The 24904-nt window shown below is 62.5% G+C and carries 25 protein-coding genes; 11 read left to right on the top strand and 14 right to left on the bottom strand.

Going from position 1 to position 24904, the window contains the following annotated elements; all coding sequences use genetic code 11:
- Nucleotides 1-124: 124 nt before the first annotated feature.
- Together G3256_RS11155 and G3256_RS11150 are read left to right on the top strand one after the other, a co-directional pair.
- Entirely contained in the window at nucleotides 125-1624 is a 1500-nt protein-coding gene (locus G3256_RS11155) for a class I adenylate-forming enzyme family protein (protein ID WP_169640889.1), read from the top strand.
- A gap of 322 nt (nucleotides 1625-1946) precedes the next feature.
- On the top strand, nucleotides 1947-2708 hold the full coding sequence (locus G3256_RS11150) for an NAD(P)-binding domain-containing protein (RefSeq protein ID WP_169640888.1): 762 nt from the start codon (nucleotides 1947-1949) through the stop codon (nucleotides 2706-2708).
- A gap of 22 nt (nucleotides 2709-2730) precedes the next feature.
- Here the strand turns inward: G3256_RS11150 and G3256_RS11145 are convergent, their stop codons facing one another.
- The 5 genes from G3256_RS11145 to G3256_RS11125 form a co-directional block, all read right to left on the bottom strand.
- Nucleotides 2731-3486 (bottom strand): ABC transporter ATP-binding protein, encoded by a 756-nt coding sequence (locus G3256_RS11145; RefSeq protein WP_169640887.1) that lies wholly within the window; start codon nucleotides 3484-3486, stop codon nucleotides 2731-2733.
- 73 nt (nucleotides 3487-3559) lie between these two features.
- Nucleotides 3560-4324, bottom strand: a complete 765-nt coding sequence (locus G3256_RS11140; RefSeq protein WP_169640886.1) for an ABC transporter ATP-binding protein — start codon at nucleotides 4322-4324, stop codon at nucleotides 3560-3562.
- A 12-nt stretch (nucleotides 4325-4336) separates the two neighbouring features.
- Nucleotides 4337-5551, bottom strand: a complete 1215-nt coding sequence (locus G3256_RS11135; protein ID WP_169640885.1) for a branched-chain amino acid ABC transporter permease — start codon at nucleotides 5549-5551, stop codon at nucleotides 4337-4339.
- Between the two features lie 3 nt (nucleotides 5552-5554).
- On the bottom strand, nucleotides 5555-6586 hold the full coding sequence (locus G3256_RS11130; protein WP_169640884.1) for a branched-chain amino acid ABC transporter permease: 1032 nt from the start codon (nucleotides 6584-6586) through the stop codon (nucleotides 5555-5557).
- 76 nt (nucleotides 6587-6662) lie between these two features.
- Nucleotides 6663-8030, bottom strand: coding sequence for a substrate-binding protein (locus G3256_RS11125; protein ID WP_169640883.1), 1368 nt, complete (start codon nucleotides 8028-8030; stop codon nucleotides 6663-6665).
- A gap of 236 nt (nucleotides 8031-8266) precedes the next feature.
- Between G3256_RS11125 and G3256_RS11120 the strand changes: the two genes are divergently transcribed.
- The 5 genes from G3256_RS11120 to G3256_RS11100 all read left to right on the top strand — a co-directional run bounded on the left by G3256_RS11120 (nucleotide 8267) and on the right by G3256_RS11100 (nucleotide 14462).
- Entirely contained in the window at nucleotides 8267-9556 is a 1290-nt protein-coding gene (locus G3256_RS11120; RefSeq protein ID WP_169640882.1) for a helix-turn-helix domain-containing protein, read from the top strand.
- Between the two features lie 193 nt (nucleotides 9557-9749).
- Nucleotides 9750-10133, top strand: a complete 384-nt coding sequence (locus tag G3256_RS11115) for a response regulator transcription factor (RefSeq protein WP_169640881.1) — start codon at nucleotides 9750-9752, stop codon at nucleotides 10131-10133.
- Between the two features lie 4 nt (nucleotides 10134-10137).
- A complete protein-coding gene (locus G3256_RS11110) occupies nucleotides 10138-10434 on the top strand; it encodes a hypothetical protein (RefSeq protein WP_169640880.1) in 297 nt (98 codons plus the stop codon).
- Nucleotides 10431-13121, top strand: a complete 2691-nt coding sequence (locus tag G3256_RS11105; RefSeq protein ID WP_169640879.1) for an ATP-binding protein — start codon at nucleotides 10431-10433, stop codon at nucleotides 13119-13121. The genes G3256_RS11110 and G3256_RS11105 overlap by 4 nt, the downstream gene beginning before the upstream one ends.
- 180 nt (nucleotides 13122-13301) lie before the next feature.
- Entirely contained in the window at nucleotides 13302-14462 is a 1161-nt protein-coding gene (locus tag G3256_RS11100) for a FliM/FliN family flagellar motor switch protein (protein WP_246227551.1), read from the top strand.
- Nucleotides 14463-14528: 66 nt separating this feature from the next.
- Here the strand turns inward: G3256_RS11100 and G3256_RS11095 are convergent, their stop codons facing one another.
- From G3256_RS11095 to G3256_RS11075, 5 genes are read right to left on the bottom strand one after another with little or no spacing between them, the layout of a single operon-like run.
- Nucleotides 14529-14963 (bottom strand): protein tyrosine phosphatase family protein, encoded by a 435-nt coding sequence (locus tag G3256_RS11095; RefSeq protein WP_169640877.1) that lies wholly within the window; start codon nucleotides 14961-14963, stop codon nucleotides 14529-14531.
- A 9-nt stretch (nucleotides 14964-14972) separates the two neighbouring features.
- Nucleotides 14973-15404 (bottom strand): DUF6691 family protein, encoded by a 432-nt coding sequence (locus G3256_RS11090; RefSeq protein WP_169640876.1) that lies wholly within the window; start codon nucleotides 15402-15404, stop codon nucleotides 14973-14975.
- A complete protein-coding gene (locus tag G3256_RS11085) occupies nucleotides 15404-15829 on the bottom strand; it encodes a YeeE/YedE family protein (protein ID WP_169640875.1) in 426 nt (141 codons plus the stop codon). Before G3256_RS11085 ends, G3256_RS11090 begins: the two co-directional genes overlap by 1 nt.
- A 10-nt stretch (nucleotides 15830-15839) precedes the next feature.
- The gene (locus G3256_RS11080) at nucleotides 15840-16703 is read right to left on the bottom strand and encodes an MBL fold metallo-hydrolase (protein ID WP_169640874.1); all 864 of its coding nucleotides are present in this window, start codon (nucleotides 16701-16703) and stop codon (nucleotides 15840-15842) included.
- Between the two features lie 57 nt (nucleotides 16704-16760).
- Nucleotides 16761-17003 carry a hypothetical protein gene (locus G3256_RS11075; protein WP_169640873.1) on the bottom strand — a complete coding sequence of 81 codons (243 nt, stop codon included), beginning with the start codon at nucleotides 17001-17003 and terminating at the stop codon, nucleotides 16761-16763.
- A 158-nt stretch (nucleotides 17004-17161) separates the two neighbouring features.
- On the opposite strand from G3256_RS11075, the gene G3256_RS11070 reads away from it, so the two are divergent.
- On the top strand, nucleotides 17162-17449 hold the full coding sequence (locus G3256_RS11070; protein ID WP_169640872.1) for a DUF2312 domain-containing protein: 288 nt from the start codon (nucleotides 17162-17164) through the stop codon (nucleotides 17447-17449).
- Nucleotides 17450-17461: 12 nt separating this feature from the next.
- A complete protein-coding gene (gph, locus tag G3256_RS11065) occupies nucleotides 17462-18130 on the top strand; it encodes a phosphoglycolate phosphatase (protein ID WP_169640871.1) in 669 nt (222 codons plus the stop codon).
- Here gph and G3256_RS11060 read toward each other — a convergent pair.
- From G3256_RS11060 to G3256_RS11050, 3 genes are read right to left on the bottom strand one after another with little or no spacing between them, the layout of a single operon-like run.
- Nucleotides 18103-18870: a maleate cis-trans isomerase family protein gene (locus G3256_RS11060; protein WP_169640870.1), complete on the bottom strand. Its 768-nt coding sequence runs from the start codon at nucleotides 18868-18870 to the stop codon at nucleotides 18103-18105. The genes gph and G3256_RS11060 overlap by 28 nt on opposite strands.
- Before the next feature lie 2 nt (nucleotides 18871-18872).
- Nucleotides 18873-20036: a M24 family metallopeptidase gene (locus tag G3256_RS11055; protein ID WP_169640869.1), complete on the bottom strand. Its 1164-nt coding sequence runs from the start codon at nucleotides 20034-20036 to the stop codon at nucleotides 18873-18875.
- Nucleotides 20029-21087, bottom strand: a complete 1059-nt coding sequence (locus G3256_RS11050; protein ID WP_169640868.1) for a pyridoxal-phosphate dependent enzyme — start codon at nucleotides 21085-21087, stop codon at nucleotides 20029-20031. Before G3256_RS11050 ends, G3256_RS11055 begins: the two co-directional genes overlap by 8 nt.
- Before the next feature lie 166 nt (nucleotides 21088-21253).
- On the opposite strand from G3256_RS11050, the gene G3256_RS11045 reads away from it, so the two are divergent.
- Together G3256_RS11045 and G3256_RS11040 are read left to right on the top strand one after the other, a co-directional pair.
- Nucleotides 21254-22585 carry an ABC1 kinase family protein gene (locus G3256_RS11045; RefSeq protein WP_169640867.1) on the top strand — a complete coding sequence of 444 codons (1332 nt, stop codon included), beginning with the start codon at nucleotides 21254-21256 and terminating at the stop codon, nucleotides 22583-22585.
- A gap of 62 nt (nucleotides 22586-22647) precedes the next feature.
- Entirely contained in the window at nucleotides 22648-23202 is a 555-nt protein-coding gene (locus G3256_RS11040; protein ID WP_169640866.1) for a response regulator transcription factor, read from the top strand.
- Nucleotides 23203-23220: 18 nt separating this feature from the next.
- Here the strand turns inward: G3256_RS11040 and hutU are convergent, their stop codons facing one another.
- Nucleotides 23221-24888: a urocanate hydratase gene (hutU, locus tag G3256_RS11035; protein WP_169640865.1), complete on the bottom strand. Its 1668-nt coding sequence runs from the start codon at nucleotides 24886-24888 to the stop codon at nucleotides 23221-23223.
- Nucleotides 24889-24904: the final 16 nt, after the last annotated feature.

Raw genomic sequence — 24904 nt, 5'->3', positions numbered from 1 at the left:
AGCCTTGTTTAAACCGGCCCTTCATCCTGCATTTCCCTTATAGGCTAAGGGTTACGCCATGGAAACCCGCCTGTTGCACCGGCGTCTGGCCCGGGTAAAGTTGCCTTTGTAAGGAGCCTGTCACATGAATCTTGCCCACTGGCTCGCCCGGTCCGCGACACAGGATCCCACCCGGCCCGCACTTTTTTTCGGGCGCGACTGTGTTGCTGACTATGGCACATTTTTCGGGCGTGCCCGCGCCGTGGCCGGGTGGCTGCAGGCGCAGGGCATCGGTCCTGGTGACCAGGTCGCGATTTTTATGAAGAACACGCCCGACTATCTCATTGTCTTTTACGGCATCTGGATTGCCGGGGCTGCGGTGGTGCCGGTTAACGCGAAACTGCACCTGCGCGAGGCGGAGTATATCATCGGCCATGCCGGCGCGCGCATTGTCTTTGCCTCACCCGGCCAGGACGAGGGGCTGACCGACGCTGCGGCAGCGGTGATCTCCGTGCCGGGCCCGGTGTTCGAAGAAGTCATCGCCCATGAACCGGCCAGAAACATCGTTTCCCGCGACCCGGGCGACCTTGCCTGGCTTTTTTACACATCAGGGACCACCGGCAGGCCTAAGGGCGTGATGATCACCTTTCGGATGCTGACGTCGATGAGCCTGTGTTATCCGCTGGATGCTGATCAGGTCCTGCCCGGCGACGCGACGCTTTATGCAGCACCGATGAGCCACGGGGCCGGCATTTACAACATGATGCATGTGCGCGCGGGCGCGCGTCATGTCTGTCCGTCATCGGGCGGGTTCGATCCTGCCGAGATCTTTGATCTGGCTGCGCATTTCGGATCGGTTCAGCTTTTTGCAGCCCCGACCATGGTGCAGCGGATGACCCGGGTGGCGCGTGCCTCGGGGGCGTCGGGCGAGGGGCTCCGCACGGTCATTTACGCAGGCGGACCGATGTATAACGCCGATATCATCGACGCGGTCGACACCTTCGGGCCGGTTTTCGTGCAGATCTATGGTCAGGGCGAATGCCCGATGGGAATCACGGTGTTGAGCCGGCATGACGTCGCAGACCGAAGCCATCCGAACTGGGCCGCGCGTCTGCAGTCTGTCGGGCGTGCCCAGTCGGCGGTGGAGGTGATGATCGGCGACAGCAACGGCGGGCCGGTGCCCGCGGGCACCCATGGCGAGATCATGGTGCGCGGCGATACCGTGATGCACGGCTACCGTAACAATCCGGAGGCAAACGCGAAAACCCTGAAGGATGGCTGGCTGATGACCGGCGATATGGGGTTTCTTGATGCAGAGGGATACCTGACCCTGCAGGACCGCTCCAAAGACATGATTATCACCGGGGGCTCGAACGTCTACCCGCGCGAGGTGGAAGAGGTGCTGCTGACCGACCCTGCGATCGAGGAAGTCTCGGTTGTAGGGCAGACGCATCCGGAGTGGGGTGAGGAGGTCGTGGCATTTGTGGTGGGAGAGGTCGACGAGGCGCGGCTTGACCGGTTGTGTCTGGACAATATCGCCCGTTTCAAACGGCCCAAACGGTATATCCGCATCGATGAACTGCCGAAGAACAACTATGGCAAGGTCCTGAAAACCACGCTGCGTGCGATGCTCGGGGAAAGCTGACCGGGTGAGCACGCTTCCGGGCAGAAGAAGATTTGCGCTGTTGTATCCCGCAGCGGCCTGCGGCGCAGAACAGACAACGAGGCAGTCTGCGCCCCGGACGCGGGTTGGGATCACGCGCGCATATTCGCAGCGATAAATCGGTTTGCGCGCGTCGGATCCGGCGCAGCGGCGGAGCACAACGAGTGCTGCCTGTGCCGGTCGTCATCTGCGGGGTGGTCCCGGCGGCCTCGACAAAAGCCCCGTGACGGGCTGTTATGCGACCTGACCCCGGCGCCGGGCCGGATCATCCGCCGGGACCCACAGAAAACGGAGCAACGCATTCATGTCTGACATCGGATTTATCGGCACCGGGCATATTGCGGCCCCCATGGTGCGCTTTCTGGCGGAGCGGGGCCACAGCGTCTGCGTCTCCGACCGCAATGCTCAGACAGCACAGGAACTGAGCGCATCACACGGCGTTGCCGTCGCCGCCGGCCAGCAGGTTCTGGACCGCAGCGATATCGTGTTTTTATGCCTGCGCCCCGGAGTAGCGCCCGACGTGCTGCAAGGGCTCACCTTTCGCGCGGATCAGCAGATCATCTCGGTCATGGCAGGTGTGTCGCTTGCAGCCCTGGCGCAGCACTGCGCCCCCGCAACCGGTTTCACGCTGACCATTCCGCTGGGATATCTTGAGCAGGGCGGCTGCCCCTTACCGGCCTGTCCCGATCCCGCTTTGCTCAGCCGGCTTTTTGCACCGGAGAACCCGGTGATCGGGGTGTCCGATGAGGCCGCTTTCGGCATGCATTTCGCAATCTGCGCCATGGTGCCCGGCATCCTTGATCTGATGAACACCGGCGCGGGCTGGCTGGCCTCACAGACCGGTGACCGGGAAAGTGCTGTGCGCTATACGTGTCAGCTTCTGGCCGGGTTTCTTTCGGCCCTGCCGCCAGGCGATGAGGACCAGCTTTTTCGGGAACGGGACGCACTTGCGACTGATGATACGCTGAGCCTGATGATGACCCGCGGATTGCGCGACGGCGGCGCACATAAGGCCCTTGAGAGCGCCCTGTCGGCGATCGGTCAGCGGCTGGAGAGCGGGCCTTAGACGCCCGCCGCCCCGGACGGTGTCAGATCGCGAGGTATTCTTCGCGCAGTTCTTTGTTTTCCAGCACTTCCGCCGCGGTTCCGTCAAAGACGATCCCGCCGGTGTCTAGGATCACCGCACGGTCCGCCAGTTGCAGGGCACGCACGGCGTTCTGTTCCACAAGGATGGTCGTAATGCCCTGTTCCTTGATGATCCGGAGTGTCTTTTCGATCTCATCGACGATCACGGGCGCCAGACCTTCATAAGGCTCATCAAGCAGCAGCACTTTGATGTCCCGGCACAGCGCGCGGGCAATGGCCAGCATCTGCTGTTCACCGCCTGAGAGCGTCACACCCTCCTGGGAGCGGCGCTCACGCAGGCGCGGAAAGAGGTCATAGACCCGGTCGATCGACCAGCCGACAGGGGGCGCGATCTGTGCCAGCTGGAGATTTTCCTCAACTGTCAGGCCTGCGATGATGCGGCGGTCTTCCGGCACGAGGCCGAGACCGGCCTGGCTTGCTTCATGGCTGCTCATCTTGTGCAGCGGCTGGTGGTCCAGCCAGATTTCACCATGACGGATCTCGGGGTTGCTGAGCCGCGCAATGGCCCGCAGGGTGGAGGTCTTACCCGCACCGTTACGGCCCAGAAGGGCCAGGATTTCGCCCTCGTGCACGTTAAAGCTGATGCCCTGCACGATATAGCTTTCGCCGTAATAGGCGTGCATGTCCCAGACCGACAGAAAGGCAGGCGCCGTCGCCGCCTGGTTGGCATTTTTGGAGAAGTCGGGTTTGACGTTCATCTGTTGTGATCCTTTTTGCTTTCGCAATCTGACCCGGGGCGCGCGGGGGCTCCGGGCCGGGAAACGGTCGGTCTCAGGCGGCGGTCTGGGTTTCGCCCAGATAGGCTTCGCGCACCTTGGGGTGACCTTTGATGTTGTCGGGCGTGTCCTCGACCAGGGGCGTGCCCTGTGCCAGAACGGTGATCCGCTGCGCCAGGCTGAACACGACGTGCATGTCATGCTCGATGATCGCAATGGTGATGTCGCGCTCGTCGCTGATCTGTTTCAGCAGGTCGATGGTGTTGTTGGTATCGGCGCGCGCCATACCGGCCGTCGGCTCATCGAGCAGCAGCAGGCGGGGTTCCTGGCTCAGACACATGCCGATCTCAAGGCGGCGTTTATCTCCGCGTGACATCGAACTTGCGGTCATATGGCGCTTGTCAGCCATTTTCATCTCTTCGAGCATGTGTTCTGCCCGTTCGATGATATCTGTCTGAGACATAACCGACCCGATGGCGTTCATCCCGAAGGCGCCGTCGCGTTTGGCAAAGCAGGGGATCATCATGTTTTCCAGAACCGACAGATCACCGAAGATCTCAGGGGTCTGAAATACCCGGCTGATGCCCATCTGGTTGATCTCATAAGGCTTGCGCCCCAGCACCGACTGGCCGTCAAACATGACCGACCCGGTGTCGGGGATAAGCTTGCCCACCAGACAGTTGAGCAACGTGGATTTACCGGCCCCGTTCGGGCCGATAATCGCATGCACCGAGTTCTCCGCGATGGAGAGATTTACATCCCCCAGCGCCTGCAACCCACCGAACCGTTTGCCGACGTTTTTAACTTCGAGAATTCCCATAACGTCGTCTCCTTATTCCGCCGGCGGCGTGTTGCGTTGCTTGGCCGCGTCAAGCTCGGCGTCCGAACTGTTGCGGTCCTTGCGGCGGAAGATCCGTCCGATCTTCTGACCCCCCTCGACAAGGCCACCGGGCAGGAAGATCACGACCATCATGAACATCAGGCCCAGCGTGAGGTGCCAGCCTTTGCCGACAAAGGGGTAGATGATGGTGATAAAGAAATCTTCCATCCCGTCCGGCATGAAGGCAAACCACTGCTCCAGCACCGTCTTGTTGATCTTGGAGACGATGTTTTCCATGTATTTGATGAAACCCGCGCCCAGCACAGGGCCGATAAGCGTGCCGGCACCGCCGAGGATGGTCATCAGAACAACCTCACCCGAAGCTGTCCAGAACATCCGTTCTGCCCCCACCTGGGTGTCCATCGCCACCAGCAGCCCGCCCGCAAGTCCGGCATACATGCCGGAAATGACAAAGGCCGCGAGCGTATAGGGTTTGGAATTCAGACCGGTGTAGTTCAGCCGCTGCTGATTGGATTTCACCGCCCGCAGCATCATGCCGAAGGGCGAGCGGAAGATGCGGATCGACAGATAAAAGGCTGCCAGCATCACGATGGCTGCGATGTAGTAGCCCGCGTTGAACGTGAAGATCCATCCGCCGACTGCCAGTTCATAGGTTGAGCCCATCTCGAGCCCGAAGAGATTGGCCCGGCGCGAGTCCCCGCCCAGAAGCGCATCAAGGACACGCGGGTCGTCCACTTTGGGCTGCAGACCCGTCTCGCCACCGGTGATCGGTGTCAGCACTGAATAGGCCAGCGAATAGGACATCTGCGCAAAAGCCAGCGTCAGGATGGAGAAATAGATCCCGGAGCGCCGCAGCGAGATCCAGCCCACCAGCAGCGAGAAAAGTCCCGCCACGGCCACCGAAATGATAATCGCCGGGATCACGTTCATCGTGAGCAGTTTCATCATCCAGATCGCGGCATAAGAGCCCACACCAAGGAAAGCGGCGTGGCCGAAGCTGAGATAGCCCGTGAGCCCGAAGAGAATGTTGAACCCGATGGCAAAGATGCCGAAGATCACCAGACGCTGCATCAGGTCAGGATAGCCCGCGTTGAACTGCGCCATGGCCGACCCCTCGGGGAAGGGGTTCAGGATGAAGGGGGCAAAGATGGCGAGGATCGCCACGATGACCAGAAGGGTTGCGTCTTTTTTCGTCAGTCCGAACATGTCTTATTCCTCCATCACGCCTTTGCGGCCCATGAGGCCACGCGGACGGGTCAGCAAGATGATGATGGCGACCAGATAGATGATGATCTGGTTGATTCCGGGCAGGATCTCGAGCACGACCGCCATAGAGGCGAAGCTTTCGAGAATACCCAGCAGGAAGCCTGCGAGCACAGCGCCGGAGAGCGACCCCATGCCGCCGACGACGACCACAACAAAGCTGAGAACGAGGAAATCCATGCCCATGTGATAATTGGGCGAGTTGATCGGAGCGTACATAACCCCGGCCAGCCCCGCGACCGCCGCCGCGATGCCGAACATGATGGTAAACCGTTTGTCGATGTTGATGCCCAGCAGGCCCACGGTTTCCCGGTCTGCCATGCCTGCGCGGACGACCATGCCAAAGGTGGTGAACTGAAGAAAGGCAAAGACGGCACCGATGATCACAGCCGAGAAGGCAAAGTAAACAAGGCGCCAGTAGGGGTAGATGATCGTGTTGGGATCAAAACCCAGCATCGCGCCGAAGTCGAACGAGCCGCGAAACGCATCAGGTGCCGGGGTGGGGATCGGGTTGGCACCATAGAAATACTTGATGATCTCCTGCAGCACGATGGCAAGCCCGAAGGTCACGAGGATCTGATCTGCGTGGGGACGTTTGTAGAAGTGTTTGATCAGGCCACGTTCCATCGCAAAGCCGATGCCCACCATGACAGGGATCGCAAAGAGGATCGAGATGGGCACCGCCCAGTCAATGATCGCATCGCCCGTCTGCTGGCCGAAAATGTCGTAGATATAGGGCACGTCGACTTTGAGCGGATTGCCCAGAAAGTCTTTTTGCGTCTCATCGATCACCGTATGGCTGAGCGTCAGGATCCGGCTCAGGGTCACGGCACAGAAGGCGCCGATCATGAAAAGCGCCCCGTGGGCGAAATTGACGACCCCGAGAGTGCCGAAAATCAGTGTCAGACCCAGCGCGATCAGCGCATAGGCCGATCCTTTGTCCAGGCCGTTCAGAATTTGCAGAATGATTGCGTCCATGGTCCCACCTTCAGGATGCGAATTTTGCCGTAGAACGGAAAACGCCGGGCGGAGAGACTCCGCCCGGCGAAAAGGCTTATGCGCCCGGGTTACATTCGCCCAGCTGACCGCCCGCCATCTGCGGGTGATCGGGCTCATATGTGACCTGTTCGGTCGGCGTGACTTCAACGATCTCAACGAGGTCGTATTCGTTTTCGGGGTTCTCTTTACCCTTCACAACGACAACGTCTTTGAAGCACTGGTGGTCATCCGCGCGGTAAAGCGTCGGACCGTTGCCCATACCGTCAAACTCGAAACCTTCGAGGGCCTCGACGACGGCACATGGGTTGAACGAGCCTGCGCGTTCCACTGCATCCGCATAGAGCAGGGTCTGCACATAGCATGTGTGCGCAGCCTGGCTGGGCGGGAAGCCGTACTTCTCACCGAAGGACTGCACGAAGGCATTGGTGCCCACATACCGCGCGCCCAGCTGGTTTTCGAGTTTCCAGTCCCAGTTCTGCGAGCCGAAGATGCCCTTGATGTTGGCACCGGCACCGCGGGCCATAAGCTCGGAGTAGAGCGGCACGACAATCTCGAACTTCTTGCCGTTCACTTCTTTGTCACGCAGGCCGAACTGAACCGCGTTGGTCAGCGAGTTCACCATGTTCCCGCCGTAGTGGTTCAGAACGAGCACGTCCGCACCGGACTGCAGCACAGGCGCGATATAGGAGGAGAAGTCAGTCTGTGTCAGCGGTGTCAGAACCGCGTTGACAGTTTCCCAGCCCATGGCTTCGGTCGAGGACTGCACGGCCTCTTGGGTGGTGTAGCCCCAGTTGTAGTCCGCAGTCAGGTGATAGGCCTTGCGGTCCTTGCCGTATTGCGCGGCCAGAACAGGCGCGAGGGCCGCACCGGACATGTAGGAGTTAAAGAAGTGGCGGAAACCGTTGGCTTTTTTGTCTTTGCCGGTGGTGTCGTTGGAGTGCGTCAGACCCGCCATGAAGATAACGCCGGCTTCCTGGCAAAGCGCCTGGACCGCAACGGCCACACCCGAGGACGAACCGCCGGTAATCATGATGGCGCCGTCTTTTTCGATCATCGACCGGGCAGAAGCGCGTGCGGCGTCTGATTTGGTCTGAGTATCGCCGCTGACATATTCGACTTTCTTGCCGAGGATACCGTTACCCTGCAGCGCTTTGGACGAAAACGTCTGCATCATGCCGCCGTCGCCGCCACCGTTCAGGTGCTCGACAGCAAGCTCAAAGGCGCGCAGCTCGTCAGCACCCTCATCGGCATAGGGGCCGGACTGCGGCACGTTGAAACCCAGTGTGACCGTGTCGCCGGTCGGTGCGTTGGTGAAGCCGCTGTGGCCGTCCGCGCGCAGATACGTCGGCAGCGACAGGCCGGCGGCGCCGGCGACGGCGCCGGTCTTGATCAGACCACGACGTGTAAAGTTCGATTTGGACATGAAAATCCTCCCAGTTGTTTTAATCAGGCTGCCGCCAGGGTCTCCTCCCACCGGCAACATGAGGCACAAAGGTGCAGTTAGCTTATCGCCTGCGGAGTGAAAATTGCGCAACAAGTCCCTTGAACTGAACAATTATTTTGTAAATAATTCGACAGATCAGGGGTGGAGTTTGTAAAGTTTATGATATTGCAGCGCAGAAACCCGTTGAAATTGCCGGACATTCAGGAGCACAGATCATGCCACGCGAAGGACTGACCGGCAGCCGTATCCGCGAACGGCGTTCCGTGGCGGGGCTGCGGCAGGCGGAACTGGCCCGCAGTCTGGGGATATCGGCCTCTTACCTCAACCTGATCGAGCATAACCGGCGCAGAATCGGAGGCAAACTGCTGGTGAATATCGCCCGGGCCCTCGGCGTTGAACCGTCGGTTCTGACCGAAGGTGCTGAGGCCACGCTCATTGCGACGCTGCGCGAAGCGGCCACGGACGCCAGCCTTTCGGCCGAGGAAACCGGGCGGGCCGATGAGCTTGCCGGGCGCTTTCCGGGCTGGGCTGAGGTGCTGGCGGCAGGGCACCGGCGCATCGCGACGCTGGAGCGCACCGTCGAGGTGCTGAACGACCGGCTGACGCATGATCCGCAGCTTGCAGCCTCGGTGCACGAACTGTTGTCAACGGCGGCGGCGATCCGTTCTACTGCCTCAATCCTCGCCGATGAAAAGGATCTCGAAGCCGACTGGCGTGACCGCTTTCACGCCAACCTTGACCAGGACAGTCTGCGCCTTGCGGACAGCTCCAGGGCGCTGGTTGAATATTTCGAGGCGGGGCAGAGCGGTGAAGACACATCTTCCAGCCCGCAGGATGAGCTTGATGCCTTTCTGGATGCGAACGCCTGGCGTTTTGATGCCATCGAGACCGGTGAGAAAACACCCGGTGACATCATCGCCGCCGCCCCGGAACTGCGCCAGCGCGCGGCCCGGCAGCTTGCCGGCACGGTGTTAGACCGGATTGCCGCAGACGCCGCCCGCGTTTCCCTGAAGGACCTGCAGGCGGCTCTGGCGGAACACGGGCCCGACCCGGTTGCGCTGGCACGGCACACCGGCGCGCCGGTGGCGCTTGTTCTGCGCCGCATGGCGAGCCTCGCCGAGCCCGAGTGCGGTCTGGTGATCTGTGACCGCGCCGGCAGCATCGTGTTCCGCAAACCTGCCGGGCAGTTCGTGATCCCGCGGTTTGCGCCCGCCTGTGCGCTCTGGCCGCTTTTTTCTGCACTGAACCAGCCCGGACAGGTGCTGCGAATCCCTGTTGTGCAGCTGGGCCGGGGGCGGACGGCCTTTGACTGCTTTGCTGTGGCCGAAACCGTAGGCGCGCCGGCCTATAACATGCCACCGCTGATGCAGGCGACGATGCTGCTGATGCCGGTTGCAGCACCGGCGCCTGAGGACGCGTTGCAGGTCGGATCCACCTGCCGTGTCTGTCCGGCGGAGCGCTGCCCGGGCCGCCGCGAGCCGTCAATCCTGCGCGAGGGGGTCTGAGGCCGCTTGAGCCATGTCAGCCCGGCGCGCCGGTCTTGTGTCAGGTATCATTGCAGAACCGTGCCGAGGCAGGCAAAGAGGGGCCGGCAGGCTTTTGACTTGGCTGCAGAAAAGCGCGATAACCTGAGTATGGGTTCCGGACGGAGGCCTGCATCTGATGCAGACCCGGAATGCCCTTTGGGAGGAGGGTCAGATGAGCAACCACGTGCTGTTGGTCGAGGATGAGGTGAACATCATCGAAGCCATCCGGTTTCTGCTGAGCCGGGAAGGCTGGACCGTCGACACCCATTCCGACGGATCGGACGCAGCCGATGTGATCCGGGCCAGAAAGCCGGATATCGTGATCCTCGATGTAATGCTGCCGGGCAGGAGCGGCTTTGACATTCTCGAAGAGCTGCGCGGTGATGCGCAGACGGCGGACCTGCCGGTGCTGATGCTGACCGCGCGCGGACAGAGCCGCGACCGTGAGATGGCCGAAAAGGCCGGTGTCAGCCGGTTCATGACCAAGCCGTTTTCAAACGCTGAAGTGCTGACAGCCGTGCGCGATCTGCTCTACGTGCACCGGCAGAGCACCTGAGCCCATGGCAGGCGGCCGGCCACCTCTTTTTCTGGAACGACGCAGCTACCGCCAGCGCAGGCTGATTGATGCCGTGCGTCTGCTCGCGGTGCTGGCGGCGGGGTTGTGGATGATCCCGCTGATCTGGGCTGACGGCAGCGACCCGCAGGCCGCGGCTGTGCCGATGTCCCGGGCGCTCTTTTACATTTTCGGCGTCTGGTTTGCGGTAATCCTCGCAGCCTTCGTGCTCTCCGGGCGGATGCGGCGCATGCCTGACCCTGGCGGAGAGGGCGCGGAGGGCGCAGAGGAGCCCGGCCGGTGACCTCACTGAACCTGCTTATTGCCGTCTGCTTTGCCTATGTCACCTTTCTCTTCGGTGTGGCTTTCATCGCCGAGCGCATGGGGGTGAGGGGCCGCGCGGGGTGGCTGCTGCGCTCGCCGCTTGTGTATACTTTGTCGCTGTCGATCTACTGCACGGCCTGGACGTTTTACGGGGCGGTGGGCAATGCCGCGCGGTCGGGGCTCGAATATGTGACGATCTATCTGGGGCCGAGTATCGTGATCATCGGCTGGTGGTTCGTGCTGCGCCGTCTGGTGCGCATCGGGCGCAGCCACAAGGTGACCTCGATCGCCGATCTGATCTCATCGCGGTACGGCAAATCCAACGTGCTGGCAATTGTGGTCACGGTGATGGCTGTGATTGGCGTGACACCCTATATCGGATTGCAGCTGCAGTCCGTGACCCTGTCGCTCTCTATTTTTTCTGCCGCGGGTGACGCCTCTGTCACGCCGGACACCGACAATCCGGGCGGGCTCTGGATCGCCGCCGGGCTGGCCCTTTTTACCGTGGTCTTCGGCACCCGTAATCTCAACGCGAACGAGCGCCACCACGGCGTGGTCATCGCAGTTGCCGCAGAGGCGGTGGTTAAGCTGGTGGCGCTGCTGGCGGTCGGGATATTTGTGGTCTGGGGCATTGCGGGGGGGCTTTCGGAGACTCTGGCGCGTATTGACGCCTCAGCCCTCGGCACCTGGCAGACGGATGGCAGCCGCTGGGCCACGCTGACCTTTCTGTCAGCCACTGCGTTTTTGTGCCTGCCGCGGATGTTTCAGGTGCTGGTCGTCGAAAACGATGACGAGCGTCATCTGCAGATCGCAAGCTGGGCCTTTCCGCTCTATCTGATGCTGATGAGCCTTTTTGTGGTGCCCATCGCGGTGATCGGTCTTGAAGTGTTGCCGGAAGGGTCCAACCCGGATTTCTTCGTGCTCAGCCTGCCGCTGAGCCAGGGGCGTGAAGGGCTGGCGATGCTCAGCTTCCTCGGGGGGTTCTCGTCAGCGACCTCAATGGTCATCGTGGCCACGCTGGCACTGTCGACAATGGTCTCCAACCATGTGGTGATGCCGGTCTTCCTGCAGCTGCGCAAAGGCGGGGCGACACAGTCGGGCGACGTGCGCAACGTGGTGATCCTGTCGCGCCGGCTCTCTATTCTGGGCATCATCGGTCTGGGCTATGTGTATTTCAAAGCCTCCGGCGGCTCCGGTGCTCTGGCGGCGATCGGTCTGATCTCCTTTGCCGGTGTGGCACAGTTTCTGCCGGCCATGATCGGGGGGCTGTTCTGGCGCGGGGCCACGCGACTGGGGGCTGTGACCGGGCTCGCCACCGGTTTCGTGATCTGGATGTACACCATGCTGCTGCCGAGCTTTGGTCCGGATGTGGTGCTGTCGGATGCTGTTTTCTCCACAGGGCTTTTCGGTCTGCACTGGCTGCGGCCACAGGCGCTCTTTGGCATCACCGGCATGGATCCGACGGTGCATGCGGTGTTCTGGAGTATGACGCTCAATGCGCTGGTCTTTGCACTTGTATCGCTCGTCAGCTTCCCGCTGCCGCTTGAGCGTTTGCAGGGCGCGCAGTTCGTGAATGTCTTCGATCATTCCGCCCAGACGCGCAGCTGGAACGCCACCGTGGCCGAAAGCGAGGATCTGATGATCATGGCGCAGCGGATCCTCGGGGCCGACGAGGCGTTACAGCTTTTTGCAGATGAGGCCCACAGCCAGGGGCTGCCCGGGCATCTGCCGGAGCCCACACCCGCCTTTCTGCAGCGCCTCGAGCGGGTCCTGTCGGGCTCGGTCGGGGCGGCGACCGCGCATGCGATGATCGGTCAGATCGTGGGCGGTGCTTCGGTATCGGTGCAGGATCTGATGGCGGTTGCGGACGAATCCGCGCAAATGCTGGAGTATTCCAGTCAGCTTGAGGCCCAGTCAAACGAGCTCAGCAAAACCGCCGCACAGCTGCGCACAGCTAACAACAAACTCATGCAGATCAGTGCGCAGAAAGATGCCTTTCTCAGCCAGATCAGCCACGAGCTGCGCACACCGATGACCTCCATCCGGGCCTTTTCAGAGATCCTGCGCGATACCGAAGGGCTCGGGCCGATGGAAAAAACAAAATACGCGAGCATCATCCATACAGAGGCGATCCGGCTGACAAGGCTGCTGGATGATCTGCTGGATCTGTCAGTGCTGGAAAACGGCCAGGTCACGCTCAACCGTCAGACCGGTACGCTCGGCGATGTGCTGGATCAGGCGGTTGCAACCGCCCGGGCGGGCGCATCGCGTGAGTTGTCGGTCAAACGGCGGCGTCTTGACGAGGCGATCACGCTGGACACGGATCTCGACCGGCTGAGCCAGGTGTTTATCAATCTGATCACCAATGCCGCCAAATACTGTGCCGCCGGCAACCCCGAACTGCGCATCGTGGCGGGGCAGAGAGGGGACGCAGTGGTCATCGACTTTATCGACAACGGGGCGGGGATTCCTGCGGGCGCGCGCGATATGATGTTTGAAAAATTCAGCCGGATCGGGGCGCAGGACAGCAACGGTGCTGGGCTCGGTCTTGCGATCTGCCGCGAGATCCTGACGCGCCTCGGCGGGAGCATCACTTATCGTGACGGCACCGGCGGGACGGCTTTCCGGGTCGTGCTGCCGCAGTCGCTGGCCATGGCCGCGCAGTAAGTGCTGCCGGAAATTACCGGATACGCGCCGGGTTAAAGGCTATGGTAACCATTCTGTCCTAATCCTGAGCAGGACATGCCAGCGCGGCGGCGGCGCGCAGGCAGGATTGCACAAGGGCTGAAGATGTCAGTTTTGCAGCGCAAAGCGCAGGCAGGAAAACAGGAACATCAGGCGCGGGCTATGACCGTGGCCAAAGCCATGCGCGTGAGCCTCGCAAAGCTCGCCAATGATCTCTTTGATATGCCGCTGGTGGTCATCGGGTTCACGCGTGAGCGGATTTCAGGCGATGAGATCCCCGGCGCTGTGCCAGAAAATGCGCTGCTTGTTCTGCTTGACGGCCCGCCCGGCCGCACCGCAGGCGCCTGTATCGGTCCGGAACTTGTGCGCGCGCTGGTGCAGCAGCAGACCACCGGACGCGTTACGGCGCCAGTCGCCTTTGACAAACCGCCGACGCCGACGGACGCTGCCCTTTGTGCGCCGATGCTGGAGGCGCTCTTTCAGCGTGCGCATGCGATCCTTGAAATCCCCGCAGACCGGGCACTGCTGCTGCCTTACCGCTTCGGTGCGCATGCCGGCAGTGCGCGGCTCTTTGATCTGGCCCTCGGGGCGCCCGAGTTCGAAGTGTTGCGCCTGACCGTTGATATCGCCGGCGGTGTGGCCCAGTCGGTGATTACGATCTGTCTGCCGCTGCCGGACAGGGCGACAGAGCCGCTGGATGACACAGACGGGACCGTGTCTGCTCCGCAGCCTCCGGCGACGCTGGAAAAAGCGGTGATGCGCCTGAGCGCCGATCTGACGGCTGTGCTGTGCCGGCGCAAAGTGCCGCTCTCGGTGATCAGCTCCCTGGCGGTCGGCGATGTGATCAGCGTACCGTCCGAGGCCTTTGATGAGGTGCAGGTCTGCACTCTCGCCGGCGATGTGGTGGCCTCGGGTGCGATGGGTCAGGTGGACGGCTACCGCGCCCTGCAACTGCATCCCGCCCGCGACGAGACTGACAGGCCGCAGCGCCGCGCCTCTGACCGGGAAAAACTCGATCTGCCGGATGTTCAGCCAAGCAGGCGTCAGGATCCGGGCGGACTGCCCGCAATGGCGGCACCTGATCTGGGTGAGGTGGATCTGCCGGACCTTCCCGACCTGCCGGATCTGCCCGGAATGCCCGGCGCAGGAGAGGCTGCCGGTGCTCTCCCCGATCTGCCCGATCTGCCGGCCCCTGCGGGGACAGAGGAGGGGGAAGCGCTGCCTGATCTGCCCGACCTTCCGGATCTGCCGGAGCCGGGCGAGCTTCCGGACCTTTCGGATTTGCCTGATCTGCCTGACCTGCCGGATCTCAAGGCGGGCTGAGCGCCCCGGGAGTGCCCAGGACCGCGCATGGCGCCGGTCGAACCGGCACTTCCAGCCGTGTCCGGTTCAGTTTCCGGACTGCGCGGCGATCATCTCAAGGGTCTGGCGCATATTCGTCAGATCGTACCCGCCGGCGCGGGCTGCTGCGATGATATCGTCCACTGCCATCGTGCCTGCTGACCCGAGCGCCCAGGCAATCGTTGAACGTGTGCCCGAAGCGCAGTATGCCAGCACCGGACCTTCCGCGCCGTTCATCAGCGCCGTGTTGCGCGCAATCACATCCGGGGTCATGGTCTGATGGGTCAGGGGCTGGACCGCAAAGCCAAGCCCCTCAGCCTCGGCTGCGTCCCGGATATCATCACATCGGTATCCCGGAGGCACCTCTTCATCGGGCCGGTTGCACAGGATCATCGCAACACCCGCTGCTTTGATCGCGGGAATATCCTCCGCGGTGATCTGCGGAGCGGCGAAGAAGCGGGGGGTGATCTGGCGCATATCCATAGCGCAGGATTAAGCGAGGCCCGCTCGGCTGTCCAGTCGTCTGCGCAATGCGGGCGCCACCCACATGCCGGCCAGCATGGCGGTCAGAAAGATGAGCCCGCCGGCGCCACCGTAACTCAGCGAGGCAATCGCGGGGCCCGGGCACAGCCCGACGAGACCCCAGCCGATGCCGAACATCACACTGCCGGTTATCAGCGCGCGGTCAGTCTCCGGGGCCGGGGGCTGCGGAAAACTGCCGCCCGCCGCCGGGCTGCGCCCGCGCGTCAGCCGCCAGGCCAGCGCCATCGGTATGATCGCCCCGCCCATCACAAACATCAGGGTCGGGTCCCAGGCGCCGGTCACATCCAGAAAGCCCTGTACCTTACCGGTGTCGGTCATACCGGAAAGCCACAGGCCGGCGCCGAAGAGCCCCCCGGAGATCAGTGCGATGAGAATGCGCATCAGAGCCCCCCGGTGACGAGGCGCAAGAGCGCAACAGTCACAACGCCCGCACCGATATAGCAAAGCGTCGCCACAATGCCGCGCAGGCTGAGACGCGAGATGCCGCAGACACCGTGGCCCGATGTGCAGCCGTTTCCGATCCGCGTGCCGGCACCCACCAGAAGACCGGCGAGGACAACCAGCCCGAGGTTCCCGGTCAGCCCGGTCGAAACCGGTGCGGCACTCAGCATCTGCAGCAGCGCCGGCACGCCGATCAGTCCGGCGATAAAGCAGACCCCCTCAGGGCGCCGCGACCCGGCCGATCCGTCCACGAGCCCGCCGATCAGCCCGCTCGCTCCCATGATCCTGCCATTGCCCAGCAAAAATAAAGCGGCGGCCAGTCCGATCAGCAGCCCGCCGGCGAGACCTGTTGCCCAGTCCGTCATCGCAGTATCCTCAGAGTTTATTTACCGGCAGCTTGAGCATTACATCGCCCTGCGCATCCGGTTCCGGCATCTGGCCGGCACGCATATTGACCTGCAGCGAGGGCAGGATCAGTTTTGGCATGCCGAGCGTTGCATCACGGGCCTCGCGCATTTCAACAAAGCTGTCTTCGTCACGGCCCGCACCGATATGCACGTTCGCGGCTTTCTGAGCGCCGACTGTAGTCTCCCAGGCGAATTCATCGCGGCCTGGCGCTTTGTAGTCGTGGCCGACGAATATCCGCGTGTCATCCGGCAGGGACAGGATTTTCTGGATCGACGCATAAAGATTATGCGCGGATCCGCCCGGAAAATCGCAGCGGGCTGTGCCGAAATCAGGCATGAAGAGCGTATCGCCAACAAACGCCGCATCGCCGATGACATAGGTCATGCAGGCAGGCGTGTGGCCGGGAGTGTGCAGCACATCCACGCGCATCTGACCGATGTGAAACGAGGCACCTTCCTCGAAAAGCGCGTCGAACTGGCTGCCGTCACGCTGAAATTCGGTGCCCTCGTTAAAGACCTTGCCGAAAGTGTCCTGAACGGTGGTGATCTGTGCGCCGATCCCGATTTTGCCGCCCAGCCGTTCCTGGAGGTATGGGGCGGCGGAGAGATGATCCGCATGCACATGGGTTTCAAGAATCCACTGCACCTGCAGGTCGTTTTCCGTCACCCACCTGACGATCGCATCAGCTGAGGCGGTATCGGTACGCCCGGAGGCGTGGTCGAAATCCAGCACGGAATCGACAACCGCACAGGCGGTGCCCTGCGGGTCGCGAACGACGTAGCTGACGGTATTTGTGGCCGTATCAAAGAAAGCCTTAACATCCGGGGACATGGCATTACTCCTTTACCCTGATAATAATAACTCAGGGCTCCGGTCGCAAGTTCTGCGTCAGCTGAGAAAGATCCCGGTGATGACCAGCATCAGGCCGATCACCGACAAAAAGAGCGCGCCCAGATTCAGCGGGATCGCACGACGCAGCAGGGCGCGCATTTCGTCATCAGGCAGTTTTGCGCGCCTGCCACGGGCCACGAAAATGATGCACCACACCAGACCCGCGAGGCCGAGCAGGGAGATCAGGGCACCCGCACGGATCAGCAGGTCAAAAACGGTCAGTCCGCTGGTTTCATCCATGCGCCGGAGCTAGCCGAGGCTGCGGGGATTGGCAAGTCCCGGGGTGTGGGGCAGGGCGGGCTGTGCATCAGCCATTCACCACGACGAAGCCGCTTGCAGCGCCCGGGGCGTGGCGCTAGGCAGGGGCCGGATCAACCAGACATATTCAGGAGACACCCATGAGCGATACCGCAACCGACACGCCCGCACCTGATGCACAGGGCGACGCCAGCTACCGCACCACATCGGGCGAACTGCGCCAGTTCGTTGAGCGCATCGAGCGTCTGGATGCGGAGAAAAAGGACATTGCCGAGCAGCAGAAAGAGGTGATGGCCGAGGCAAAAGCGCGTGGGTATGACACAAAGGTTCTGCGCAAGGTGATCGCGCTGCGCAAACGTGACGCGGATGACATCGCCGAAGAAGAAGCGGTTCTGGAGATGTATAAAGAAGCCCTCGGCATGACCTGAGCGGTGACGACGATGTCCCGGCAGGTCATTGTGTTTGATCTTGACGGCACGCTCATTCACAGCGCGCCGGATCTGCACGCCGCGGCGAATGTGGCGCTGCGCGCGGCGGGGCGTGAAGACGTTTCCCTGGCACAGGTGATCAGTTTTATCGGCAATGGCGTGGGCATGCTGGTGGAGCGCGCGCTCAAGGCGACCGGACCCTGGACAGCCGAGCTTCAGGACGGGACGCTTGCCGCGTTCATGGCGTTCTACGAGCAGAATACCACCACGCTGACGGCTCCCTATGCCGGTGTGACGGAATGTCTCGAAGAGCTTCAGGCCGCGGGCGTGGTCATGGGGATCTGTACCAATAAACCACAGACGCCTGCCCGGGAAATCTGTGAGGCCCTCGGGCTGAGCAGGTTCTTTGGCGAGATCTGCGGCGCGCGGTCAGATCTGGCGCGTAAACCCGATCCGGAACCGTTGCTGCAGACAATCCGCGCTCTGGACGGGGATCCGTCGCGCACGCTTTATGTGGGCGACAGCGCCGTGGATTACCGCACTGCGCAGAACGCAGCCGTGCCTTTTCGTCTGTTTTCGGGCGGGTATCTCAATCATCCGCTGCCGAACCTCGGGCCGGATCAGATTTTTGATACCTGGGCTGACGCCGGGTTTCAGCGCGCGCTCACCGGGCTCGTCTGAGCAAAGAGCCGCCCGGGGCCGGTCACCTCAGCCCGCCCGCCGGCAAGCCTGTGCATATGCCAGGCCAGTGCCTGATTACTGCTCAGCACCGGGATACCCAGAGCCTCTTCGGCCGGACCGATAATGTCGAGCGTGCGCAGATTGGTACAGGAGAGAAACACCGCATCCGGGCGCGCGCTCTGCGCGACTGAGAGGGCGGCGGCCCTGATGGAGGCGGGATCAATACGCGCCACACGTTCTTCGGCTTCCTCGCCAAAGCTCACAGCGCCCGTTATTTCAAAACCGGCGCGCTCAAAGGCATCGCTCACAGGTGCGGCCACCGGCGCGATATAGGGTGAGACAATGGCGACGCGGCGCACCCCCAGTTCGCGCAAGGCGGCGATTGCGGCTGTCAGCGGGTCGGTGACCTGCGGCGTTGTCACACCCCGCCGCACCATCTCCGCGACCCGGTCCGCGCCGATCATCGTGGTGCCCGAAGTGCAGCCATAACCCACCACATCAAAGCGGGCTGCCCGTGGCAGGAGACCGGCGGCGGCGGGCAGGCTGGTCTCCATCCGGCGCAGAGTGTCCGGGGTGACATCAGCATCACTCGCCACCCGCGTGGTGTAGATCGCAATGTCGGGGCCTGCAAAAATCCGGCGAAAATCCTGCTCGATGGTTTCATCGGTCTGGAGCGCAATGAGACCAAGCGTGGCCGCCGTGCCGATCGGATCTGTCAGGGAAAAGGGATGGGTTTGCATGGTTAGTCCAGCACCGGAAGCGTGGCAGGTGCACGCGCTGTCAGCAGTTCCGGCCCGGTGTCCCGCAGAACAATATTTTCCTCATGCACCATCATCCGCCCGCCGGATGTCAGGGCGCCGGGTTCGATGGTCAGCACCATGCCCGCACGCAACTCGCTGTGATCGAGCGGCGTGAACGAGGGCCATTCGGTCAGTGTGATGCCCAGACCGTGACCAAGCCTGCCACCACCTGGTGTGACCCCGGAGGCCCGAAGGCTGCCGGTCAGCATGCTGTGTACATCCGAGGCGCGCATGCCCGGGCGCAGATCGCTCAGCACGGTCTGCGTGGCGGCCCAGAGCGCGTCATAGGTTCGGCGGGTCCCATCATCCGCATGTCGCACGGCAAAATTGCGGTCGAAATCGCAGAAATACCCCTGGCGCACAGCGCCTGTATCCAGCATCAGCAAATCGCCCGCGCGCAGCGGATCAGCGCCGGCGGGCGAGATCACATCGTCATATCCGCCGGGGCCCGCCCCCCCTGCAAGATAGCTGACCCAGTCCGCCCCGGCCGCCAGCAGAGCCACCTGAAAATCGCGGAAGACATGATCAAGCGGAATGCCGTAACCGGCAATATCCGGCACCCTCTCAAACGCTGTGCCGGCAATACGGCAACTGGCGCGGATCCGGTCGACCTCGACCTCGGATTTGATCTCGCGCACCTGCTGAATAACTCTTGTTGCGTCCGAGATGTCACGCGGGGCAAGCAGGTCAGACAGGTGCAGAAAATCCGCCAGCGGCATACGCAGGTGTGTTTCCGGCCCCATCGGGATGCCCAGCCGGCCTTTTTGCGGGACCATCGCACAGAGCGTATCGGCCAGCAGGCTGATGCCGTCATCGCGCGGGTCGGGGGCATCCCAGGTGCGGATATCGCTGATCCATGTCGTGCCCATCAGCTTTTCGCCGATTGAGGGGATGACCGCCACGGGCGCGCCGCTGGCCGGGACCAGCACAAACCAGGGCCGCGCCGGGCTTTCCCAGAACCGGGTCAGAAAGCCGGTCACATAGAAAATATCCGCGGGGCTGGTGAGCAGCAGCGCGTCCATACCGGCGCTTTGCATCGATGTCTGAAGGGCGGCACAGCGCCGCTGGTGTTCGGGCACGGCGAAGGCATGGCGGGCCTCAGACATCTTCGGGCCCTTCGCTCAGGATCGTCAACACGGTTGACGTGGTGCCGCAGCCTGGCAGGCCCGCAAGCAGGGCCGCAAGCCCCGCCCCCCCCGAGGGGGTGGTCATCAGACCGCATGCCGCGAGGACCTCGACACCGGAGGCTGCTTCTTCCTCACTGATCGTGACGAAATAATCGGCGTCCCGGGCGAGGCCGTGCAATGCGATCATCGAAGGCGTTTTGCAGTCCAGCCGCCCCATGGCGGAGACCGGGCCGGTGGTGTCGGCAAGCGTGCCCGACCGGATACTTTCGATCAGGGCAGGGGCGGCATCGGGTTCAACCACGATGATAGTGGGCGCATCCTGCCACACCAGGCGGGCATAGGCGGCCACGGCTGCTGCCATCCCGCCGACGCCGGCCTGTAAGACGATATGCGTGGGGGCTGCATCCATCGCCGCCACCGCCTCGGCAGCCATCTGCAGATAGCCCTGCATGACATGGCCGGGCAGGCGTGTGTAACCGGGCCATGAACTGTCCGACAGGAGGATCCAGCCGTTCTCCCCTGCGGCGTTTTCGGCTGCCTGCATGCTTTCCTCATAAACGGCTCCGGCGCGCACCACCTGCGCCCCCCTGGCCCGCAGCCGCGCGGCGAAGGCCTCCGGCACGGTATCGGCGAGATAAACAACGGCGCGGGCACCGAAAAGTGCAGCCCCTGCCGCGACTGACAATCCGTGATTGCCTGCACTCGCAGTGACATAGCAGACATCTTTCAGGGCGGTTTCCCAGGGCTGTCGTCCGCTTTCCTGCGCGTCCATGGCGATGGCGCAGGCAGCACCGAGCGCTTTGAAGCTGCCCAGACCCATGCGACTGCTTTCGTCTTTGACAAGGACCCGCGCCACCCCGGCACGTTCCGCGATCTGCGGCGCATCGGTCAGCGGGGTGGGGCTGTGCGCAGGACAAAGCGACAGCAGTTTTGCGACCGCCTCCACATCAGTAGAAGGCATGACATCCCCGCGCAGCGCCGGTGGCAGTGTCGCACCGTCCCGCCAGGCATTCTTCAGGACCTGAGGCATCTGTAACTCCCTGATCTGTGCCCGCAGATGCCGGCCCTGACGCAGTGTCGCGCCACGCGCCCGGAAAGCCAATCCTTTTGTCGACCGCCCCGGACCTGCTGCTGCGTACGGTTGGCAGGGCGCCGCGGCGCGCTAGCTCTGCGTCAACACGGGAAAGCGAGCGTATATGGAGCACGACCGGCATAAACCCAGAGGTATCCGCGTGCCCGATGGCCGGATCACGCGGCTGTCGCGGTTAAGCGGAATGGCGCTTGGCGTGGCGGGCAATGTTGCGGTCAATGGCGGTCGCCAGTGGCTGGGCGGTGCGCGGCCCGGCATTGATCGTTTGCTGCTGACGCCGTCCAACGTGACGCGGATCACAAAGGAACTCGCCCGGATGCGGGGGGCCGCGATGAAGATGGGCCAGCTTTTGTCGATGGAAAGCGGCGAGGTGCTGTCTCCGGAGCTTGCTGAAATTCTCGGCCATCTGCGCAATGACGCGCATTTTATGCCGCCCCGCCAGCTCAAAGAGGTTCTGATCCGCAACTGGGGTCCGCAGTTCATGAAACGCTTTGCCCGCTTTGATGTGCGCCCTGTCGCGGCGGCCTCCATCGGCCAGGTGCATCGTGCGCAGACGAAGGACGGGCGCGATGTGGCGATCAAGGTACAATATCCGGGCGTGCGGCGCAGCATCGACAGCGATGTGTCGAACGTCGCGATGCTGATGCGCATGTCGGGCCTGCTGCCCCGCGCTCTCGATCTTGGTCCGCTGCTGGATGAGGCGCGCCGGCAGCTGCACGAAGAGGCCGACTATGCGCGCGAAGGGCAGATGCTGGCTGAATTCGGCGACCTGCTGGCTGATCAGACGCATCTGCATGTTCCCCGGTTGCAGGAAGATCTGACCACGCCCGATATTCTGGGCATGAGTTTCGCCCCCGGGATACCGGTCGATCAGCTGGCAGAGGCGGATCAGGAAACGCGTGATCAGGTTGCTGCCTGGCTTATCGATCTGATGCTGCGCGAGCTCTTTGAGTTTGGCCTGATGCAGACCGATCCGAATTTCGCCAATTACAGCTATGACGCTGAAGAAAACCGTGTCGTTCTGCTCGATTTCGGCGCGACGCGTCGGCTGCCGGAGACGCTCGCCGGCCGCTACCGCGCGCTTTTTGAGGCAGGCATGTCCGGTGAGACAGAAGCCGCCCTCAGGGCGATGACCGACATCGGCTTCATCAAGGAGGATACAGCACCGCATCATCGGGAGGCCATTGCGGAGATGTTCAGCATTGCGATGGGCCCGCTGCGGACGGGCGGCGTTTTCGATTTCGCGGGCAGTGATCTTGCCGATCGCCTGCGGCAGAAGGGCATGGAGTTCGCCGCCGGACGTGATTTCTGGGTCATCCCGCCGGCTGATACGCTTTTTGTACAGCGCAAGATCGGCGGAGTGTTCCTGCTCGCGGGCCGCCTGCGCGCGCGTGTCGATCTCGACGCGATCATCGACCGCATACGCGCGACAGATTGACGCTTCTCTGATCTGTACTCCGGCCGCATCCGTATCCCTTTCAAGGAGATAAAAAAACTGACATGCGCAGTACAACACACACAGGAACATTTCTGATCCTCGACGACGACGAGGTGTTTCGCACCCGCCTGGAACAGGCGATGACGCGGCGCGGGTTCGATACCGTCGGGGCCGCGTCGGTGGCACAAGCGCAGCAGATCATTGCAGACCACGCGATCGACTACGCCGTTGTCGATCTGCGGCTTGAAGACGGCAACGGGCTCGAGATTATCGACCAGCTGCGGCGCGAACAGCCGCGGGCGCGGGCTCTTGTTCTCACGGGCTATGGCAACACACCTACCGTGGTCGCCGCCGTCAAAGCCGGCGCGGTAGATTATCTGGCTAAGCCTGAAGGGGCCGACGAGATTGTTGCGGCCCTGATGGCGCCGCGCAACGCGCAGCCTGCGCCGCCCGAAGATCCGATCAGTCCGGATGCGGCGCGCATTGCGCACATCGAAAGCGTGTTTGATGCCGCCGACCGGAACGTCTCCAAGGCCGCGCGGCTGCTGAACATGCATCGCCGGACGCTGCAGCGCATTCTTAAGCGAAACGCCGAAGAGGACGACGCGACCGCCTGACCGGCAGGTCGCGCGCGATCATCGCAGGATCCCCGGCAGGTTGAGCCCCTTATCGCGCGCGCAGTCCAGTGCATCATCATAGCCCGCATCCGCGTGCCGCATGACCCCTGTGGCCGGATCGTTCCAGAGCACATTGGCGATGCGCCGGTCCGCGTCGTCGGTCCCGTCACAGCAGATCACCATGCCCGAATGCTGCGAAAAGCCCATGCCAACACCGCCGCCGTGATGCAGTGAGACCCATGTCGCCCCGCCGGCCACGTTCAGCATCGCGTTCAGCAACGGCCAGTCGCTGACCGCATCTGATCCGTCTTTCATCGCTTCGGTTTCACGGTTGGGCGAGGCCACGGAGCCGCTGTCGAGATGGTCGCGCCCGATCACCACCGGGGCCGAAAGCTCGCCCGTGCGCACCATCTCGTTGAACGCAAGCCCAAGCTTATCGCGCAGTCCCAGGCCCACCCAGCAGATCCGCGCCGGCAAGCCCTGGAACGAGATCCGCTCGCGCGCCATGTCGAGCCAGTTGTGCAGATGCGGATCGTCGATCAGTTCTTTGACCTTTGCGTCTGTTTTATAGATGTCTTCCGGGTCACCCGAGAGCGCACACCAGCGAAAAGGCCCGACCCCGCGACAGAAAAGCGGGCGGATATAGGCCGGCACAAACCCCGGAAAGGCAAAGGCGTTCTCAAGCCCTTCTTCCCGGGCCACCTGGCGGATATTGTTGCCGTAATCCAGCGTCGGCACGCCGGCGTTCCAGAATTCCACCATCGCCGCGACCTGTTCTTTCATCGAGGCGCGTGCGGCTTTCTCAACGGCTTTGGGGTCGGTTTCCTGTTTTGCGCGCCAGTCGGCCACGCTCCAGCCCTTTGGCAGGTAGCCGTGTACCGGATCATGCGCACTGGTCTGATCGGTTACGATGTCGGGCCGTATGCCGCGGGCGACAAAATCAGGAAAAACATCCGCCGCATTGCCGATCAGCGCCACGGATTTCGCCTCACCGGCTTTTGTCCAGGCGTCGATCATCGCCAGCGCTTCGTCCGGGTCATGCGTTTTTTCATCGACATAACGGGTGCGCAGCCGGAAATCGGCGCGTGTCTCGTCGCATTCCACCGCGAGACAGCAGGCGCCCGCCATCACGGCGGCCAGCGGCTGCGCGCCGCCCATGCCGCCGAGTCCACCGGTCAGGATCCAGCGGCCTTTGAGGTCGCCGTTATAATGCTGGCGTCCGGCTTCCATGAAGGTCTCATACGTGCCCTGCACGATCCCCTGGGTGCCGATATAAATCCAGGATCCGGCGGTCATCTGGCCATACATCGCCAGCCCGCGTTTATCGAGCTCGTTGAAATGGTCCCATGTGGCCCAGTGCGGCACGAGATTGGAATTGGCAATCAGCACGCGGGGCGCGTCTTTGTGGGTGCGGAAAACGCCCACCGGTTTGCCTGACTGAACCAGCAGTGTCTGATCCTCTTCGAGTTCCCTCAGGCTGGCCACGATCGTGTCGAAATCCTCCCAGGTGCGCGCTGCGCGCCCGATGCCGCCATAAACAACCAGCTCATGCGGGTTCTCTGCCACATCCGGGTGCAGGTTGTTCATCAGCATCCGCATCGGCGCCTCGGTGAGCCAGCTTTTCGCGGTGATCTCCGGACCGGTGGGCGGGTAAATGTCACGCAGATTATGTCTGGAACTGTTCATACCGGATTTCCTTCCT

This window comes from Roseobacter ponti (assembly GCF_012932215.1).
Taxonomy (GTDB): Bacteria; Pseudomonadota; Alphaproteobacteria; order Rhodobacterales; family Rhodobacteraceae; genus Roseobacter; species Roseobacter ponti.
Note: the sequence above shows the minus strand (reverse complement) of the source record. Positions and strands in the feature narration are given on the sequence as shown.